19 protein-coding genes are annotated in these 20,541 nt (G+C 34.0%); 17 read left to right on the top strand and 2 right to left on the bottom strand.

What is annotated here, in order from left to right; all coding sequences use genetic code 11:
- Positions 1-95 precede the first annotated feature (95 nt).
- On the top strand, positions 96-1,280 hold the full coding sequence (locus tag KA900_RS09025) for an MFS transporter (protein WP_115341955.1): 1,185 nt from the start codon (positions 96-98) through the stop codon (positions 1,278-1,280).
- A 45-nt stretch (positions 1,281-1,325) separates the two neighbouring features.
- On the opposite strand, the gene KA900_RS09020 is transcribed toward KA900_RS09025, so the two are convergent.
- Positions 1,326-2,696, bottom strand: a complete 1,371-nt coding sequence (locus KA900_RS09020) for a CitMHS family transporter (protein ID WP_096808480.1) — start codon at positions 2,694-2,696, stop codon at positions 1,326-1,328.
- A gap of 726 nt (positions 2,697-3,422) precedes the next feature.
- The gene (locus KA900_RS09015) at positions 3,423-4,802 is read right to left on the bottom strand and encodes an APC family permease (RefSeq protein WP_115341956.1); all 1,380 of its coding nucleotides are present in this window, start codon (positions 4,800-4,802) and stop codon (positions 3,423-3,425) included.
- Between the two features lie 181 nt (positions 4,803-4,983).
- Between KA900_RS09015 and KA900_RS09010 the strand changes: the two genes are divergently transcribed.
- From KA900_RS09010 to pcp, 16 genes are all read left to right on the top strand, one after another.
- On the top strand, positions 4,984-5,580 hold the full coding sequence (locus KA900_RS09010; protein ID WP_115341957.1) for a YdeI/OmpD-associated family protein: 597 nt from the start codon (positions 4,984-4,986) through the stop codon (positions 5,578-5,580).
- A 272-nt stretch (positions 5,581-5,852) separates the two neighbouring features.
- On the top strand, positions 5,853-6,413 hold the full coding sequence (locus tag KA900_RS09005) for a TetR/AcrR family transcriptional regulator (protein ID WP_096808483.1): 561 nt from the start codon (positions 5,853-5,855) through the stop codon (positions 6,411-6,413).
- A 179-nt stretch (positions 6,414-6,592) separates the two neighbouring features.
- Positions 6,593-7,480 carry a beta-keto acid cleavage family enzyme gene (locus KA900_RS09000; protein WP_096808484.1) on the top strand — a complete coding sequence of 296 codons (888 nt, stop codon included), beginning with the start codon at positions 6,593-6,595 and terminating at the stop codon, positions 7,478-7,480.
- Complete coding sequence (locus KA900_RS08995; RefSeq protein ID WP_096808485.1) at positions 7,480-8,433, top strand: 3-hydroxyacyl-CoA dehydrogenase NAD-binding domain-containing protein; 954 nt, start codon at positions 7,480-7,482, stop codon at positions 8,431-8,433. The genes KA900_RS09000 and KA900_RS08995 overlap by 1 nt, the downstream gene beginning before the upstream one ends.
- Positions 8,434-8,445: 12 nt before the next feature.
- Entirely contained in the window at positions 8,446-8,913 is a 468-nt protein-coding gene (locus tag KA900_RS08990) for a thioesterase family protein (RefSeq protein ID WP_115341958.1), read from the top strand.
- A 283-nt stretch (positions 8,914-9,196) separates the two neighbouring features.
- Complete coding sequence (locus KA900_RS08985; RefSeq protein ID WP_103372831.1) at positions 9,197-10,381, top strand: betaine/proline/choline family ABC transporter ATP-binding protein; 1,185 nt, start codon at positions 9,197-9,199, stop codon at positions 10,379-10,381.
- Positions 10,381-11,016 (top strand): ABC transporter permease, encoded by a 636-nt coding sequence (locus tag KA900_RS08980; RefSeq protein ID WP_096823757.1) that lies wholly within the window; start codon positions 10,381-10,383, stop codon positions 11,014-11,016. The genes KA900_RS08985 and KA900_RS08980 overlap by 1 nt, the downstream gene beginning before the upstream one ends.
- Before the next feature lie 15 nt (positions 11,017-11,031).
- Positions 11,032-11,973, top strand: a complete 942-nt coding sequence (locus KA900_RS08975; RefSeq protein WP_096808489.1) for an osmoprotectant ABC transporter substrate-binding protein — start codon at positions 11,032-11,034, stop codon at positions 11,971-11,973.
- Positions 11,973-12,665: an ABC transporter permease gene (locus tag KA900_RS08970; protein ID WP_096808490.1), complete on the top strand. Its 693-nt coding sequence runs from the start codon at positions 11,973-11,975 to the stop codon at positions 12,663-12,665. Before KA900_RS08975 ends, KA900_RS08970 begins: the two co-directional genes overlap by 1 nt.
- A 15-nt stretch (positions 12,666-12,680) precedes the next feature.
- Entirely contained in the window at positions 12,681-13,442 is a 762-nt protein-coding gene (locus tag KA900_RS08965) for an alpha/beta hydrolase (RefSeq protein WP_103372830.1), read from the top strand.
- 566 nt (positions 13,443-14,008) lie between these two features.
- Complete coding sequence (locus KA900_RS08960; RefSeq protein WP_103372829.1) at positions 14,009-15,400, top strand: MFS transporter; 1,392 nt, start codon at positions 14,009-14,011, stop codon at positions 15,398-15,400.
- 229 nt (positions 15,401-15,629) lie between these two features.
- On the top strand, positions 15,630-17,234 hold the full coding sequence (locus KA900_RS08955; RefSeq protein ID WP_210139461.1) for a M20/M25/M40 family metallo-hydrolase: 1,605 nt from the start codon (positions 15,630-15,632) through the stop codon (positions 17,232-17,234).
- 129 nt (positions 17,235-17,363) lie between these two features.
- Complete coding sequence (locus KA900_RS08950) at positions 17,364-17,804, top strand: DUF805 domain-containing protein (RefSeq protein WP_096808494.1); 441 nt, start codon at positions 17,364-17,366, stop codon at positions 17,802-17,804.
- Between the two features lie 359 nt (positions 17,805-18,163).
- Positions 18,164-18,868, top strand: a complete 705-nt coding sequence (locus KA900_RS08945) for a DUF969 domain-containing protein (RefSeq protein WP_115341960.1) — start codon at positions 18,164-18,166, stop codon at positions 18,866-18,868.
- Complete coding sequence (locus KA900_RS08940) at positions 18,861-19,787, top strand: DUF979 domain-containing protein (protein ID WP_115341961.1); 927 nt, start codon at positions 18,861-18,863, stop codon at positions 19,785-19,787. The genes KA900_RS08945 and KA900_RS08940 overlap by 8 nt, the downstream gene beginning before the upstream one ends.
- A 43-nt stretch (positions 19,788-19,830) precedes the next feature.
- Positions 19,831-20,472, top strand: coding sequence for a pyroglutamyl-peptidase I (pcp, locus tag KA900_RS08935; RefSeq protein ID WP_115341962.1), 642 nt, complete (start codon positions 19,831-19,833; stop codon positions 20,470-20,472).
- Positions 20,473-20,541: the final 69 nt, after the last annotated feature.

Genomic DNA, 20,541 nt, shown 5'->3' with positions numbered 1-20,541 from the left:
TTACATATAGTGACATATTCATATATATTGACGAATGGTTTATAATAAAACAGTTATAAAATTTTTGAAATCAAAGCAAAGAGAGGAGGATATTTATGTCAATTATGCGTATTATTACGTTTATTTTAAGTATATTTATTGTTGGAATGGTCGAAATGATGGTTGCAGGGATTATGAATTTAATGAGTAATGATTTACAAGTCTCTGAACCTGTCATAGGGCAATTAGTAACTTTATACGCTATTACATTTGCCGTAGCTGGTCCTATATTAGTGAAGTTAACCAACCGTTTTTCACCACGAAAGGTTTTACTATGGGCTTTAGCAGTGTTTGTTGTAGGAAATCTTATTATTGCTATAGCGCCTAACTTTTCTATTCTAGTAGTCGGACGAATATTATCATCTGCAGCAGCTGCTTTAATTGTAGTTAAAATACTAGCGTTAACAGCCTTGTTAACTGCACCTCAACACCGTGGCAAAATGATAGGTATTGTGTATTCAGGCTTTAGTGGCGCAAACGTTTTTGGTGTACCGATTGGCACAATTATAGGTGATTTAGTTGGTTGGAGATATACATTTCTATTTATTGTTGTTATTAGTATACTTGTAGGGGTTTTAATGTATGCGTATGTTCCGAAATTAAGCAGTTATCCATCTACCAATACAGAAACAGATTCGAAACGTTCAAGTAGTTATTCTAAAGTGCTGAGACCAGTTGAAGTAACAAAATACTTAGGTATCACATTCTTATTATTAGTAGCGAACTCAGTTACATTCATATATATTAATCCATTGATGCTTTCTGGGGGACATGATCTGTCATTTGTTTCTGTTGCATTATTAATTAATGGTGTAGCAGGTGTAATAGGTACCTCAATGGGTGGTTTTTTATCGGATAGACTTACAAGTAAACGTTGGTTAATTATCGCTACTACTATATTTATTATCATGATGCTTATCCTTAATGTTTTCTTACCAGGAACAGGCTTATTATTAATGGTTATCTTTATTTGGAATATTATGCAATGGAGTACTAATCCAGCTGTTCAAAGTGGTATTATTGAACATGTTGAAGGTGATACAAGCCAAGTAATGAGTTGGAATATGTCCAGTTTAAATGCCGGCATCGGTATTGGTGGTATTGTGGGTGGTTTAGTTGTATCTAATTTAAACGTATATGCAACTACCTACTTCTCAGCTGCGATTGCTATCGTAGCATTCATTTTAGTGATTAGCCTTAAAAATGTCGCAAAATATAAAAATACTCAAATAAACACATAGAAAACAGCGGAGCCAAAAGGCTTCGCTGTTTTTATAAAGTGCATATTAAAAAGTTACAACGCCGATTAACATAGCAATGAGTAACATTACGATTGCAAATCCCCAAACCCAGAAGAAAGCATACTTAATATAAGTACCCATGTTTGCTTCTGCAAGACCTATAGCTAACCATAGCGCTGGTGAAAATGGACTGACGAATGTTCCTATAATATTACCAATAACCATAGAATAAGCTGTAGAAATACTAGGTACACCGAATTGACTTGCTGTTTGTTCTACGATTGGTAATACAGCAAAGTAATAAGCATCCGTACTCGTTAATAAATCTAGAGGTACACCAAATATACCCACTATAATATGTAAATACGGACCTACTGCGTCTGGAATAATATGAATAAAGCTGAGTGCAATAGATTCTAACATACCAGTTTCATTTAATACTCCTAAGAACATGCCTGCTGCAATGATAACTGCAGCCATCATTAAAGCATTTGGCGCATGCGCTTTTAAACGACTCATTTGTTCATCGACATTTGGGAAATTAATAATTAAAGCAATTGCAACACCAATCATAAATGCGAATTCTGGTGGAGCAATGTTAGCTAACATTGCTACAATGACTGCGATGGTTAATGCGACGTTCACCCAATTAATCCAAGGTTTTGTAACAGCAACACCACGGATAGGGAACTTAATATCTTGATCATGCTCATAAATTTCTACTAATTTATGTATGTCCACGTCTTGAGTATCTGGTAATTTACCAGAACGAATATCACGGCTGATGCGTGTTTTTTCTCTGAAACCTAAATATACAGCAAATATGAGTATAAGGAAGAACCCTATAATTTGAATAGGAATAACACCATACCATAGCTCGTTCACGTTTTTTATGTTTAAGACTGAAGCCGTACGCGCCATCGGGCCGCCCCAAGGTACCATATTCATAATAGCGGCACTTAAAGCAAGTAATAAAAGTAATAGATATCGATTCATATTTAAGGCTTTATACAGTGGTAATAATGCAGGAATTGATAGCAAGAATGTTGTTGCACCTGCACCATCTAATTGCGCGAACGTACCAATGATTGCTGTGACAATACAGACGATGATGACGTTACCTCTCGTTAACAAAATTAACCTTTTCACTAAAGGTTTAAATAAACCACTGTCACTCATGATTCCAAAGAAAATAATGGCAAAGATAAACATGATGACAACGTTGATTACTTGATCTAACCCACTATTAAAGAAATCTACTAAGTCTCCAATACTATAACCTAATATTAAAGCCCCTATACTTGGTATTAAAATCATACCTACCACAGGGCTGATACGTTTGGCTATCAATAAACCAACGATTAAAATGATAATAATGAGACCAACAATTGTTAACCAAATATTATCTTGTTGCATAAAACATCCCCTCCATAAACTTAAAGCGCTTACATAAATCATTTAACGCTTTACCACACACACTTAAAAAGTGATTATTTATAAGTGTAACAGAGATTAGGGATTGATTTTAATATTTTATAATGATTTTAATATAATTTTACTTATATTAAACCATAAGAAAAGCAAATCGCTACATAGATTAAAGATGTATTTTGATAAAGTGACTTATTTGAAAAAAGGGAGGCATGTTTGAATGTATTAAATAGTACATTGATACAAACTTCTTTGTGACTCTTATGTTTTTATAGTGTTTAACATATACATAACAATAGCATCCATTTTAAGTTTAATGGAGTGCTATTGTTGAAAAAGGTATTGAGACATAAATAATGTTTTAATCTTGAATATTGTGTTGGCAGGAGGTGAATGGAATAAAAATATAAAGCCTTACTTTACTAAAGAAAAACAGGTCTAAAAAGCTATTTCAAAAGTGCTACTTCTAAAGTGCTACTTCTTCATTTATGAAGATTAGTAGCACTTATGCATGAGTCGAAGCTCATGTAACCCACTGGGGGCTAGTAGCACTTATGCATGAGCCGAAGCTCATGTAACCCACTGGGGGCTAGTAGCACTTATGCATGAGTCGAAGCTCATGTAATCCATTGGGGGCTAGTAGCACTTATGCAAGCAATTCGGCTCTGGACTATTTTTTCTAGTTCTTCTTGATGGCGTGGATAAACGAAATCATTTTATAAAAATTTGGTTTTTGTCCCAGTCCTCATTTTTTGGAACATTTTTAGCGAATTGTATAGATTCAATAGATAAGTTTGATTTTTTATTAGAAAAATGAGCAATCAATGCAGAAATAAAAATATATGCAAATGTTCCCATAATATAACCTAATTTCAAATCTGAAATTAGCAAGTATGATTGATAGAGTAAAACGACAATGGCTGCCGTAGCGATGACCACTAGTACTGGATAAGGCAATTTAAAGAAAGATTGCTTATAAGCTTCAGGATATTTTTTAGGTAATTGTGTAACAGCTAGCGCAGGGAAAGCAAATACGATAAGTGAAATACCTGTACCTAACTGTGCGACAACATCTAGAGACATACCACTTACAATTGGTAAAATTCCGATAATATAAAATATTAGTAATAACCAATGTGGCGTGCCAAAGCGTTTATTAACAGTGCCTAACGTCTTGGGCAAGTATCCATCTTCGATAGCAATTAATAAACTTTTTGTGACCCACGTGAATGTTGCGTTCAGAGTCGTAGCTAAAGCGAACATCGCTCCTCCAACCATAAAGCAAATAAATACTGGTGATGGTAGCACTTCTTTAGCGACACTTGTTAAAGGTCTGCCTGCAACTTCAGGTATTGGTAAAACCCCAACTGCAATAGAGGCGATAAAAGCATATAATAACCCTACAAAAATAGTAGCTACAACGATTACAAGTGGTATATCTCTCTTAGGGTTTTTCATTTCTCCACCAAGTTCAGCTACTACTTGAGCTCCACCTGTAGCGAATGAAACGAGACCCACTGCTGTAAAGAAACCAGTAAAACCATCAGGAAACATGGATGAGGTGCTGAATACGCTAAAATTAACATGAGGTAAACCAAAAAGAATAAAGAATGATAAAGCTAAGATTAAAGTTATTACCATTAAGTTACCGACGATTGAAGCAGATTTAATGCCCACGATATTAACTACAAACAAAACGGTGAGTAGTAAAAAGGCTACAGTTCTTACTGGAACACCAGGGAGTAAACCTTCAAGATATTGTGCAAAAGAAAGCGCATATAAAGATAATGTTATTTGTAAAAAGATGAATAATAATAACCAAAAAACACCTGTTTTAGGTGACAGTAACCGACTAGTATATTGATACATACCCCCTGTAGTAGGTAAACTAGAAGCTAAAATTGCTATAGGTAACATCGTAAGTAATGTTATAAGTGATGATAGAATGAATGCTGGCGTAATGCCACTTCCTGTCATTTGTATACCAATACCCGTTAAGGACATGACACCAGCGCCAATAATTTGTCCGATAGCAATACCCATAACATCAGATAAACTCAGCACTTTTTTTAAATGTTTTGATTGTTGCATTAGAACACCTCTTTATTTTATGTAAATTGAAAATAATAAAAGCATCATAACACAAATTATATTTAAATCATATTACACTAATCGGAAAACTTGGTTTGTTCTTTAGAATACTTTTGTAATGGCTTGAATTGCACTATTCATAGTAAAATGAAAATAAATAAAAAATAAAGGGTGAGTGCTTATGGTTGAAAAAAATAAAAATATAAAGGTAGATGCATTTATTGATGGATTAAACGATTGGCAAGCCTCTTTTAAATTACTTAGAACAATTTTGCAAGAAACTGAATTAGTAGAAGATTATAAATGGATGCATCCTTGTTATACTTTAAATCATAAGAACGTTGTAATTATACAAAATTTTAAACAATACTGTGCTTTGTTATTTGAAAAGGGGGCTATCATGGAAGACCCCTATCATTCATTGATTCAACAAACAAAAAATGTTCAAGCAGCGAGACAATTAAGGTTTGAAAGTCTAGAAGAAATCAAAAACAGAAAAGATGAAATTAAATGGTATATTGAGGAAGCGATTCGTCTTGAAAAGTCTGGAGAAAAGGTACCTATGAAAACAACAGAAACATATCATATGCCTGAAGAATTAAAAAATAAATTAGAAGCATCACCAGCATTAAAAGAAGCATTTAATCATTTAACACCAGGTAGACAACGTCAATATATGTACTATATTGGAAATGCTAAAAAGGCATCAACAAGACAAAATAGAGTTGAAAAATATATTGAGCATATTTTAGAAGGCAAAGGGATGAATGATGACTAATCGCTCAATAAATTGGCGTTTTACTATACAAATCAGTTGTAGTTTGTAAACACACATTGCATGTTTTGTGTGTTACGAATATAAAAAGGGTTGTATAGTTATATCATATGTTTAAGTTAGTAAAAGCACGTATCACCACTTGATTAAACTGTTATAAAGTTATATAAAAAATATAATAATGTTGCAAGTTGATAATTTATCGTTTATAGTTTGCTCGGATAAACAAAAGATAAAAATACAAACGAAATTAAATTATTTAAGGAGGTGTAGTCATGGCAAGAGCGTCTAAACGTACGCAACTATTACAAGCAGCAGCGGCTATTGTTAACGAACAAGGCAGTGAATATTTAACTCTGGATGCAGTAGCCAAAAAAGCAGGTGTAAGTAAAGGTGGTTTACTGTATCACTTTAAAAATAAATTTGCGTTAATACAAGGACTTGTAGATCATGCAGATGAATTGTATAGAAATAATGTCAATGAGCATGTACAAAAAGACGATCAAGATGAAGGTAAATTACTTCGCGCCTTTATTGAAGCTACAAGAGAACACCGTTCAGAAAATGCATCCATTACTTCTGGAATGTTGGCTGCACAAGGTATAAACAGTAATTTATTATTGCCGTTACAAGATACCTATAAAGCATGGCAAGATAAAATAGAACGAGACGGACTTGATAAAGTAGATGCGACAATTATAAGGTTGGCAGTAGATGGTTTATGGTTATCAGAGGTGTTTGGATTAGATGCATTAGATGAGTCAATGAGGTCAAAAGTTTTAGAAAGATTAACATCTTACACTGAAAAAAATCGAATGCGACGAAACGATGCATAAAAAAGTTAAAATTATAAAAAAATAATTAAATTCTCAAATCATGAGAAGTACTGATAGTATAGGGATAAATGACGAGACATCATCATTTATCCCTTTTTTTGGCCGTTTTAAGGGTTGAAACTAAACCGTCCAGTTGGTACACTATCCTATGTGATAAAAACTCTGTTGGAGGTTTATATATGAAAAAAGTTATGCTAACAGCAGCTTTAACAGGTGCTGGAGATACTGTAGATAAAAATAAAAGTGTTCCTGTAACGCCTCAAGAAATTGCAGATTCAGCAATTAAATGTGCAAGAGCAGGAGCTACTGTAGCACACATTCATGCAAGAGACCCAGAAACAGGGGGTATAAGCCATGATGTTGAATTTTTTAAAGAAGCAGTCAGATTAATTAGAGAAGCTGATGAAGATATTATTATCAATATTACTTCAGGTGGTGGCGGAGACTTTATCCCTAACCTTGAAGATCCGTATACAGCGGCTAAAGGCTCAGATATGCAAACACCTGCTGAGAGACACGAAGCAATTGGTGCCTTATTACCAGAAATGTGCACGCTTGATTGTGGAAGCGTGAACATGGGAGATGCTGTGTATTTAAGCCCAGCAGATTGGTTAAGAAAACAAGCACAACTTGTAAAAGATGCAGGCGTAAAACCTGAATTAGAATGTTTTGATAGTGGACATATTTCGTTTGCTAAACAATTAGTTAATGAAGGCCTTATTGAAGGTGAACCAATGTTCCAATTCTGTTTAGGCATACCGTGGGGCGCTGAAAATGACGCGGAAACAATTGAATATTTTAAAACACGTATTCCTGACAATGCACATTGGTCAGCGTTTGGAATTGGAAGAATGCAATTGCCAACTGTAGAAGAAGCAGCAAAACGTGGAGGCAATGTGCGCGTTGGATTAGAAGATAATTTATATTTATCTAAAGGTGTCAAAGCTTCTAACGAGCAACTTGTTGAACGTGCGGTTGAAATATTAAAAGATTTAGATATAGAACCGATGACGCCAGCTGAAGCGCGCGTGAAATATCAACTTAGAGATCCAAAAGGAGGCAAATAATGAAATTTGCAGTGGTAGGTACAGGTGTTATAGGTAGTGGTTGGATTACGCGTATTTTAGCCCACGGTCATGAAGTGGTAGCAACTGATCCGAGTGAAGGTGCTTATGAAAGAATGTTAAAGCAAGTAAAACAAAATTGGCCATATGCTGAACAATTAGGTTTAGCAGAAGGTGCATCTTTAGATAAGCTTTCATTCACAGCAAATTTAGAAGAAGCTGTAAAAGATGCTGATCATATTCAAGAAAATGTTCCAGAAATCGAATCAATTAAAGATCAAGTATTAACTGAAATTGATGCTTACGCTAAGCCAGATGCAATGATTGGATCGAGTACTTCTGGAATTATGCCTTCAGAATTACAACAAAATTTAAAACACCCTGAACGTTTAGTGGTGGCGCACCCGTTCCACCCAGTGTATATTTTGCCATTGGTAGAAGTTGTCCCTGGCAAACAAACGAATGAAGCTACAACGGTTAAAGCTGAAGAAATATATGAAAGTATTGGCATGGATGTATTACATGTGAGACATGAAATTGAAGGTCATATCGCTGATAGGTTAATGGAAGCATTATGGAGAGAAGCATTACATATTGTTAATGACGGCGTAGCGACAACAGAAGAAGTAGATAAAGCATTTACACATGCAGCAGGATTACGTTACGCACAATATGGGCCATTTATGACGTTCCATCTTGCAGGCGGCGAAGGTGGCATGCGTCATATGTTGAAACAATTTGGACCAGCATTGAAAAAACCATGGACAAAATTAATTGCGCCTGAATTAACTCAAACACTATATGATGATGTCGTTAATGGCTGTGAAATAGCTTCACAAGGTCAGTCAATGTCTGAATTAGATCAAAAACGTAATGAATTCTTAGTTAAAGTAAAAAAATTAGCGGAAGCTTATTGGCCGGGAGATACTGCCTCAATGAAAAAAGTTACAAAATAAACGGAGGTTAATATGACTCAATTTCAATATCGAACAACTGTTAAAGATATTTGGGTAGACCATAATCAGCATATGAATGATGCTGAATATAATCGTGTATTTAGTGATGCTACAGATGCTTGGCTTGCGGAGCTAGGTTTAGATATGGAAGCCATTGACAAACTTCAGTACACCATTTTTACTTTAGAGAATCATGTTATGTATTTAAAAGAAATTAAAGTAGATGAACCGATTACGGTAAAAGTGGCATTATATGATTATGATGCTAAACGGTTGCACGTATTTATGAATTTAGTAGATTCTCAAAACACACGCTGTGCAACGTATGAAGTGATGCTCATGGGGATGGACACAACGACTGGTAGACCATCAGCGTTCCCAGGAAAAATTAAAAATGCTATAGATGATTATGCGCAGTTGGGTGGGATTCAAGTAAAACCAAAAGAATTAGGACACCTTATTGACATAAAACGAAAATAAAATTTTAGAATTAATTTTGAGCTATTGAATGTAAATTTACTTCAATATTTTAATAAACAAAATTTACAGTTATAAATTGTTTATTTTCATTTATTGAGTTATCTTAATATATAGTATGGATAAAATAAGTCGAAATTAATCTTTTTGACCGACACATGAATAAAGTAGGGCTAGTTGTGCTACATGTTTTTACTTATTTTCGGATTTGTATAACATCCACAGGTAGCCCTATATTTATAAGAAACTTTTAATTGAGAATATAAGTATAGAAAGGAATTAACACATGTTAAGTATAAAAAACTTATCTAAAGTCTATGGCGGCACAAAAAAAGCTGTCGATAATATTTCATTAGAAATTGAATCTGGTGAATTTATCGCATTTATAGGTACAAGTGGAAGCGGTAAAACAACTGCTTTAAGAATGATAAATAGAATGATTGAAGCTACAGAAGGAGAAATTGCAATCAACGGCAAAAATGTTCGTAAAATGAATGCTGTTGAACTACGTAGGAAAATTGGTTATGTAATTCAACAAATTGGATTAATGCCTCATATGACCATTAAAGAAAATATTGTATTAGTCCCTAAGTTATTAAAATGGTCTGAAGAAAAGAAAGAGAAAAAAGCGAAAGAGTTAATTAAACTTGTCGATTTACCTGAAGAATATTTAGATAGATATCCTTCTCAACTTTCTGGCGGGCAGCAACAACGTATTGGTGTTGTTCGTGCATTAGCTGCTGAACAAGATGTCATTTTAATGGATGAACCGTTTGGCGCATTAGATCCAATCACGAGAGACACGTTGCAAGACTTAGTGAAACAATTGCAACAAAAATTAGGTAAAACATTTATTTTTGTTACACATGATATGGATGAAGCGATTAAACTGGCAGACAAGATTTGTATTATGTCTGAAGGGCAAGTCGTTCAATACGATACGCCAGATAATATTTTACGTCATCCTGCAAATGATTTCGTCCGCGACTTTATTGGTCAAAATAGATTGATTCAAGATAGACCTAATATGAGAACTGTTAAAGATGCAATGATCCGACCAGTAACAGTACATGCAGACAGTTCATTAAACGAAGCGGTTAAAATTATGAGAGAACGTCGCGTGGATACAATATTCGTAGTTGGAAACAATAGTAGGCTGCTTGGTTATTTAGACATTGAAGATATAAACCAAGGACTACGTGGTGGGAAAGAACTTATAGACATGATGCAACGTGATATTTATAGAGTGAGAGTAGATAGTAAATTACAAGATACAGTACGCACAATCTTAAAACGTAATGTAAGAAACGTACCAGTTGTAGATAGCGATGAAGAAACACTGATTGGATTAATTACAAGAGCAAACTTAGTTGATATTGTTTACGATAGTATTTGGGGCGAATTAGATGAAGATATCAGCGCACAAAAAAATGCTATTGTTGAGCCCGACAATGTAGGAGCTGATAAGTAATGAAAGACTTTATAGATCAATATGGTGGGCAACTGATATCTAAAACAGTTGAACATTTCTATATCTCAATCATCGCTTTATTAATTGCTATTGTAATCGCGGTACCAATAGGGATTTTACTATCTAAAATGAAAAGAACATCTAATATTGTATTAACAATTGCTGGGGTGCTTCAAACAATCCCAACATTAGCGGTATTAGCTGTCATGATACCGATATTTGGTGTTGGTAAATTACCTGCAATCGTAGCATTATTTATATATGTATTATTACCAATTTTAAATAACACTGTATTAGGTGTACAAAACATAGATGACAATATTAAAGAAGCAGGCACAAGCATGGGTATGACACGCTTTCAATTAATGAAAGATATTGAATTACCATTAGCCTTACCGCTTATTTTAGGGGGTATCCGACTATCTTCTGTCTACGTAATTAGTTGGGCTACTTTAGCCAGCTACGTAGGCGCGGGCGGTTTAGGTGATTTTGTATTTAACGGATTAAACTTGTATGACCCATTAATGATTATAAGTGCAGCGGTATTAGTTACTGCATTAGCTTTATTCGTAGACTTCTTACTTTCAATCGTAGAAAGATGGGCTGTACCTAAAGGATTAAAAGTATCCAGATAATTTGAGGAGGACATTATGAAGAAATTGAAACAATATTGTATTGTGCTTGTGTTGTGTCTGACGGTCTTATCTGGATGTAGTTTACCTGGATTAGGTGGCAACAGCTCAGAAGATGATGTCAAAATTACAGCGCTAGCAACAAGTGAATCACAAATTATGTCTCATATGTTGAGACTGTTAATAGAACATGATACAAACGGTAAGATTAAACCGACACTAATCAACAATTTAGGATCAAGTACGATTCAACACAATGCGTTAGTTAATGGTGACGCTAACATGTCAGGTACAAGATATAATGGTACAGACTTGACTGGCGCATTAAACGAAGATCCGATTAAAGACCCTAAAAAAGCAATGAAAGTAACACAAGATGGTTTCCAAAAGAAATTCGATCAAACATTTTTTGATTCATATGGTTTTGCAAACACATATTCATTTATGGTAACGAAAGAAACTGCAGAAAAATATAATTTAGATACTGTATCAGATTTGAAAAAGCATCCAGAACTTCGACTTGGAGTGGACAGTTCATGGTTAAATCGTAAAGGTGATGGCTATCCAGGGTTTACTCAAGAATATGGATTTAAATTTGACACGATTAGACCAATGCAAATTGGTTTAGTATACGATGCGTTGCATTCAAATAATTTAGAAGTAGCAGTGGGTTATTCCACAGATGGCCGTATTGCAGCTTATGATTTAAAAGTATTAAAAGATGATAGACACTTTTTCCCACCCTATGATGCGAGTGCGGTAGCTACAAATGAATTGTTAGACAAACATCCAGAATTGAAGCCAATTATTGATAAATTAGCTAAGAAAGTATCTACAGATGAAATGCAAAAATTGAATTATCAAGCAGACGGTGAAGGTCAAGAGCCTGCTGTGGTTGCAGAAAAATTCTTGAAAGCACATAATTATTTTGAAGACGATAAGAAAGGTGGTCAAAACTAATGGAAGGTAATTTATTACAGCAATTAGTAGAATATTATTCAGTTAACTATGGCTACCTTTGGGATTTATTTTTAAAACATTTATTAATGTCTGTATATGGTGTATTATTTGCATCCATTGTCGGTATCCCAATTGGTATCGTCATCGCAAGATACAGTAAGTTCTCTGGTTTGATTATTACGATTGCGAATATTATCCAAACAGTTCCAGTCATTGCGATGTTAGCGATTCTTATGTTAGTTATGGGGTTAGGTACGACAACAGTTGTAGTCACAGTCTTCTTATATGCTTTATTACCAATTATAAAAAACACCTATACAGGTATTATGGGTGTAGATGTAAATATTAAAGATGCTGGTAAAGGCATGGGGATGACACGAAACCAAGTGTTGAGAATGATTGAACTACCTTTATCGCTTTCAGTCATTTTAGGTGGATTAAGAATTGCACTTGTAGTAGCAATTGGCGTTGTAGCAGTGGGATCATTTATCGGTGCGCCAACTTTAGGCGATATTGTTATTCGCGGTACAAACGCTACAGATGGTACGACATTTATCTTAGCTGGTGCAATACCTATCGCATTAATTGCTATTTTAATTGATGTAGGTTTAAGATTATTAGAAAAACGCTTAGACCCAGCACACAGAGCAGAGAAAAGAAGTAAACAACAACCACAAACGATTAATGAATAGAAGGTCGTGAAACAGTTGGCAATATTATCGATTAATTATAATTCAAAAACAATAGGCATGCATCATCATTTTATGGTGGTTTTACCAGAAGATGCAAGTTATTTTAACAAAGAAGCACAGCCTAAACCCTTAAAAACTTTATTATTATTACATGGTTTATCAAGTGATGAAACGTCCTATATGCGCTACACCAGTATTGAACGCTATGCGAATGAACATCAACTTGCAGTTATTATGCCTAATGCAGACCATAGCGGTTATAGCAATATGGTATTTGGCCATAAATATTATGATTATATATTAGAAGTGTTTGATTATGTACATCAAATCTTGCCATTATCTCATAAAAGAGAGGATAATTTTATTGCAGGTCATTCTATGGGTGGCTATGGAACAATTAAATATGCTTTAGCTGAGGGCCATCGATTTGCAAAAGCTTGCCCATTATCTGCTGTATTTGATGCTCAGGCATTTATGGATTATAAATGGTACGATTACTCAGGAGAAGCAATCGCTGGCATATCTAAAAATGCAAAGGGCAATGAACTAGACCCATATTATTTAGTTGAACAAGCTATGCAACAACATAAAGCGATACCAGAATTATTGATTATGTGTGGCACAGAAGATGAATTATATGAAGATAATAAGAAATTTATTAATTATTTAGACGAAAAACAAGTGTCATACTTATTTGAAGATGGACCAGGCGCACATGATTATGCTTATTGGGATTATGCGATTAAACGTGCGATTCAATGGTTCGTTGAAGCATAATCATAAAGTGTTATCTTTTTAATTCTAAAATAAAAAGAAGACAATTTTCCAAATTACTGGGAAATTGTCTTCTTTTATGTGAAATGGGTTATTTTAATGTAGCTCTAATGTCATTTAATACGGGATGCTATATTTTGATTAAATGCACAGTACTATAATTATTATCGAAATACAAGGATATAAAGGTATATTATTTGAATTTTCTGATAATGGTAAACATATAATACAGATTTATATATTGAATGATCAAAGTAGAGGTATTGTGCTAATGAGATAAAATATTTGGTCACGGTAACTCATAAATAAGATAGTTTATATAAATGTTAAATTTCTTTCTAGGTATATTTATACACTATATGCACTGTTTTTTAGCAATATTAACCACTTAGTGTTATTTTGGATATATTGACTTTTGAAAAATCATTTGTTTTTTTGATAAGTAAAAAGTCATATCTATATTATAGTAATTATTTTAAAAGGGAGAAAAATGTTTTTGTGGTTTGATAGTCAAAGCCACTGATAATAATTACTGCTTGTTTCATGGGGGATTAGGAGGCAAAAAATATATGGAAACAGAACGACCGTTTGAAGGAGATAATCGGCTTCTTCTAGGTATTTTTTTAAGTGTGATCACATTTTGGTTGTTTGCTCAATCACTCGTTAATATTGTTCCCGCACTGCAATCATCTTTTGATACGAACTATGGAACAATTAATGTAGCTGTAAGTTTAACAGCATTATTATGTGGTCTATTTGTCGTTGGTACAGGTGGACTTGCTGATAGGTATGGCAGAGTTAAAATGACTTACATAGGTTTATTTTTAAGTATATTAGGTTCTTTACTTATTATTATACCTGGATTCATTCCATTACTCGTTATTGGGAGAGCCATACAAGGATTATCAGCAGCTTGTATTATGCCTTCAACATTGGCAATTATCAATGAATATTATATTGGTAGAAGGCGCCAACGTGCGTTAAGTTACTGGTCTATAGGTTCATGGGGCGGTACAGGTATCTGCTCATTCTTTGGTGGTATTATGGCTACATTTGTAGGCTGGCGTTCTATATTTATAATATCTATAATCGTAGCATTATTATCTATGTATTTAATGAAACATGCGCCGGAAACGAAAGCAGTTCAAACTGAGCTATCCAAACGTGCCAAATTTGACATCGTAGGATTAATTATACTGATAGTTGCAATGCTGAGTGTCAATCTAATTATTACACAATCTTCAAATTATGGTTTCTTTTCACCGTTTATTTTGATGTTAATTGTGATATTCATCATTTCAATTATTGTATTTATATTATTTGAAAGTAAAATTAAAAACCCATTAATCGATTTCAAGTTGTTTAAACATAAAGCGTATAGTGGTGCTACAGTCTCTAACTTTTTATTGAACGCTGTAGCAGGTACATTAATTGTTGCAAATACGTATTTTCAATCAGGTTTGCATTTCACATCTTTTCAATCAGGTGTAATGACAATCACTTATTTAGTAGCAGTTTTAGTTATGATTCGCGTTGGTGAAAAAGTTCTACAAGCAATCGGTCCCAAAAAACCGATGCTTATAGGGGCAGGGCTGAACGCTATAGGTATTATCTTAATTTCATTAACATTTTTACCGACAACAGTTTATGTTGTTAGTTGTGTGCTGGGTTATTTAATATACGGTATCGGTTTAGGGATGTACGCAACACCTTCAACAGATACAGCTGTCACCACAGCACCAGAAGACAAAGTTGGTGTAGCGTCCGGCGTTTATAAGATGGCGTCATCGCTAGGTAATTCATTTGGTGTAGCTATTTCAGGTACCATATTTAGTATGATGACAGCGAAGCAAAATATTCATGTGGGCGCCATGTATGGTTTATGGTTTAATGCTACACTTGCAATTATTGCGTTTATTGCTGTGTGGTTGCTAGTACCGAAACGCCAATTTAATAATTAAATATAATAAGCTAGCTCGTAAATTGAGCAGAAAAGATGATGCACCCCAAAAGTTGGATGGACAATTTGACTTTGAGGGTGCATTTTTAAATGCATATTATTGATTTAAGGAAGTAGTAATATAATTTTGTGCGGTAAAACTAAGTTAATTGTATATTTTAATGAAAATATTGGTTATCATCTAAGATACATATTATAATTTAGTGAACGTTTACATAGGAGGGGTAAATTTGAAAAATACACTATGGCAAAATGAAAAAGAGCGACTCGCTTTATTAAAACGGCTTGTAAAACATCCAACGGTTACGAATACCCAAGGTGAAAAAACTTTTCCTAGTTTAGTGCACCAATTATTGTCACAACTTAATTATTTTCAAAAAAACTCTGACCATATACAAAAAGTGTTGACTGAAGATGATAAAGAAGCACTCATCGCTTTTTATCATGGTACACGGACAGGTAAAACAATCGTTCTAGTAAGTCATTATGATACAGTAGGGGTATCCGAATTTGGTTTTTCAAAGGATATCGCTTGTGACCTTGATAAATTAGCTTATTATTTTCAACAAAATAAAGGCTATCTAGATGAAGATGCTGTAAATGATTTAATCAGTGGAGATTATTTATTTGGACGCGGAACAATGGATATGAAAGCAGGTTTGATGTTGCACCTGTCATTAATTGAGTTAGCTTCAGTGGAAGCGTGGGATATTAACCTTATATTAGTAACAGTGCCAGATGAGGAAGTAAACTCTTCCGGTATGAGAAAAGCAGTAGAAAAACTCGCGGCATTAAAAACTGAATATCATTTGGATATTCAATTACATTTAAACAGTGAGCCTACGTTTCAACAAGCATCTATTGATGACCAACATTACATATATTCAGGGTCAATTGGAAAAATAATGCCTGGTGTGCTTTGTTATGGTAAAGAAACACACGTAGGCCAACCACTTGAAGGATTGAGTTCTAGCTTTATGATGAGTTACATTACGCAAGCACTGGAATATAATACCCAATTAAAAGAGTGCTTTGAAAATGAATCAACGCCTTTGCCTGTTACATTGATGACGAGAGACCTCAAAGATACATATGATGTTCAAACACCTTTTAAAACCATGGGATTATTTAATATATTTTTATTCAAAAAGACTCCGAAAGATATCTATAGCGCTTTTATTAATACTGTGATTACGGCTGTAGAACGTTGTGAATCAGAATGGCTTTCTATATTAGAAGAAGAAAATTATCAATTTGATACGAAAATAAACGTTCTGACTTATGAGCAACTTAAGCAGTATGCAATCAAACGATATGGTGTGGATCATATAAATCAAGTTATAAACCAGACAATCAAAGAAACAAGTGAGTTACATTTACAAAGCGTTAATGTCGTAGATAAATTGATGCAATTATGTAAAAATATTGCGCCTGCTGTTGTAACATTTTTTGCTTCACCATACTACCCTGCGGTTAATACTTCGTATGACGAGGGTATAGAATCAACGATTCATTTAGTCCAAAACACACTGAAAAATCAATTCCAACGTAATAGTGAACGTGTACATTATTTTAATGGTATAAGTGACGCCAGTTATTTGAAGTTTGAAACTGATATGGATGATATGACATTATATGCTCAGAATGCGCCCAATTTTAATCAAACGTATTCAATTCCTTTTGAAGCCATCAAAATGATTAGCGCACCTACATTAATGCTGGGTCCCATCGGTAAAGATGCGCATCAATTAAGTGAACGTTTGCATAAACAAAGTGCATTTGTAGAATTACCAGTTATATTAGAAACTGTTATTAAATCATATATTGAATCATAAAGATTATCATATTTACTGTTTAAGTATAATTCTACTTGTTAGTGGATAAGCTATTACGATATATTATGAAGTATAAATTTAAATATTGGTTTTTAGGGTTAATTTTAAACGGAAAATGGAGTGTCAAATATGGTAGAAGCCTATAAAGATTTTTGGAAAAAATATATAGATTTTCAAGGTAAATCAAATAGATTAGAGTTCTGGACACCAGTATTGATTCATATCATTTTGGTATTTATTGTAGCTATCATAGGCATTATTTGCTTTGTTACAGGGGTGTTTACGGTTGCAGCAATCATATCCGCTATCGTAGGCGTTTTTGTATTAGCGATGATTGTGCCTATGTTTGCAGTCACGTTACGGCGATTTTACGACGCCGGTAGAAAAAGAAGTACTGCTATTTTGCTTATTGGTATAACTATCGTGGTGAATATTTTATTTGATATAATTCAAATCAATAGCATCGCTGTGATACTTAACGTGATTGCGTGGCTTTGTACAATTATATTAATTGTTGAAACTTTACTACCATCACGTCACGTTGGTGAATCAGAACTAAAATGGTTGTAATGCGTTTCCAAACACTTAAATAAATGTACATCTGTGAACCATTCCGAATGAATATGAGATTAACGATAGTTGACCGAAACAAAAATGAATTGACGCCTAGCTTAAAAAGCACTACTTTTAAAGCGCCGTATCTAATGAATAACTAATGCATGAAACTAACTCATGAGACTTATTTTTATAGTCATCCATGTATGGACGTATAGACGGAATAAGGAAACCTTTTAATCAATAGAGGTTCTATTTCGTCTATTTTTTATATTATTTGTTAAAGATTAAAAATTTTCAACTGAATATTATCAGAAAATTCATTGTATTGAAAAAATGAAACCTTTAATATAAAGAAAAAAGGAGGACAGAAAATGGAATGGCTAAAATTGTTAGGTATTTTAATTATCGTATTAGGATTTTTATTTAAAATTGATACAATCGCTGTTATTTTAATAGCCGCGGTGGTAACAGGAATTGTATCTGGATTGGATATACACGCAATTCTTGAAACATTAGGTAAAGCATTTGTTGATAATCGTTTAGTAACACTTTTTATCTTAACACTACCTATGGTCGGTTTAATTGAGCGATTTGGCTTAAAGAAGCAAGCTTCGAATATGATATGCAAAGTAAATAAGGTGACGAGTGGTCGTTTAATGACAATATACTTATTGATAAGAGAGATTGCAGGTGTCGCTTCAATACGTATTGGTGGGCATCCGCAATTTGTTCGTCCACTAATTAACCCAATGGTGCAAGGGGCTTTAAGAACACGTTATAATTTGCAAGAAAATGAAGTAGAACCAGAAGATATTGAAAAAATTAAAGCTCAAACTTCTGCTATGGAAAATTATGGTAATTTCTTTGGACAAAATTTGTTTGTTGGTGCGGCTGGCGTACTCTTAATGGTGGGAACATTTCAATCATTAAATATAAAAGTAAATGCTATAGACCTTGTTCTAGCATCATTACCCATTGCTGTTATCGTTTTTATGATTGTATGGATTAATAATGTAAGGTTTGATAAATATTTAGATAAAAAGTATGGCAACAAGCAGGTGAAACCACATGAGTGATCAAACATTAAATCAGATTTTAGAAATTTTTTACATATTGATTGGCTTACAATTACTTTATACCGCTTATCGTGTACTAAAAGCCACCTCAAATAAAAAGAAATATGGTACAGCATTATTTTGGATTTTATTAGCCATCTTATTTATTGGCGGTCCATATATACCCAATGTTGTTAATGGCATATTTATTTTAGTTATGGGGGCATTAACGCTATGTAAACAAGTCGTTATTAAAAACATTGTAGATGTAAATGATACACAAGGAGATAAAGGTTCGAAAAAATATGGAAATAAATTATTTATACCAGCTATAGTGCTGGCAGTCGCTGCGGTTATTGTTTCAAACTGGACACCATTAGGCGGAGCTATCGGACTAGGAGTGTCTTCTATATTAGGACTCATTGCTGCTTATATAGTCATAAAACCAAATGGAAAGTATGTATTGTATGATAGTGATAGACTAACACAGCAAATTGGTACAGTAGGGATATTGCCACAATTTTTGGCAGCGTTAGGTGTGCTATTTACCGTTAGCGGCGTTGGTGATGTCATTTCCAAAGGGATATCCTCATTTTTGCCCGAGGGAAATCATTTAATAGGTGCTGCGGCCTATGTGATTGGTATGGTACTTTTTACAATGTTGATGGGGAATGCATTTGCTGCTTTTACAGTTATCACAGCAAGTATTGGTGTTCCTTTTGTTATTGCGCAAGGTGGGGATCCAGTTATTGCAGGTGCACTAGCAATGACAGGTGGATTTTGTGGAACGTTATTAACACCGATGGCTGCTAATTTTAATACATTGCCAGTCGCACTATTAGAAATGAAACAAGAATTTGGTGTTATTAAAGCCCAGGCGCCTGTGGCGTTTATATTGATTTTGATTCATATAGGATTGATGTACATTTGGGCTTTTTAAGTAATTTGATGAATATTTAAACAATGAAAGGAGATTTCAAATGATGAAAATTTTAGTAACAGGTTTTGACCCTTTTGGAGGAGATACAATCAATCCAGCATTAGAAGCGGTTAACTTATTACCATACGAGATACAAGGTCATACGATAGAAAAATTAGAAATCCCGACAGTTTTTAACAAAAGTAAAGTAACCATAGAAAATAAACTTAAAGCAACCCATTTTGATATTGTCTTAGCTATAGGGCAAGCTGGTGGTCGATTTGAATTAACACCAGAACGCATAGGTATCAATATAGATGATGCACGTATACCTGATAATGAAGGCAATCAGCCTATAGATGAGATGATACAATCATCAGGTGACGCTGCATATTTTTCTAATTTACCAGTAAAACGTATGACAGAGGCAATTAAAACAGCGGGTGTACCAGCAAGATTATCTAATACAGCAGGTACGTTTGTATGTAATCATATTTTATATCAATTGGGGTTTTTACAAGCAACTCAGTTTCCAAATATTAAATTTGGTTTTATTCATGTCCCTTTTATTCCAGAACAAGTTACAGACAAACCAGAACAACCTTCTATGTCCATTCAAACTATCGCAAAAGGATTGAAAGCTGCGCTTGAATCCATTATTGAATCAGATGAAGATATCAAAGTCGCTCTAGGAGAAACGCATTAAGTATACTTTCTAATCAGTTAATGTAATAGAATAGCAGTAAAATCCATCTAGATAACGATTTAATTTAAT

It is taken from the genome of Staphylococcus sp. GDY8P120P (assembly GCF_017892065.1).
Classification (GTDB): Bacteria; Bacillota; Bacilli; order Staphylococcales; family Staphylococcaceae; genus Staphylococcus; species Staphylococcus nepalensis.
Note: the sequence above shows the minus strand (reverse complement) of the source record. Positions and strands in the feature narration are given on the sequence as shown.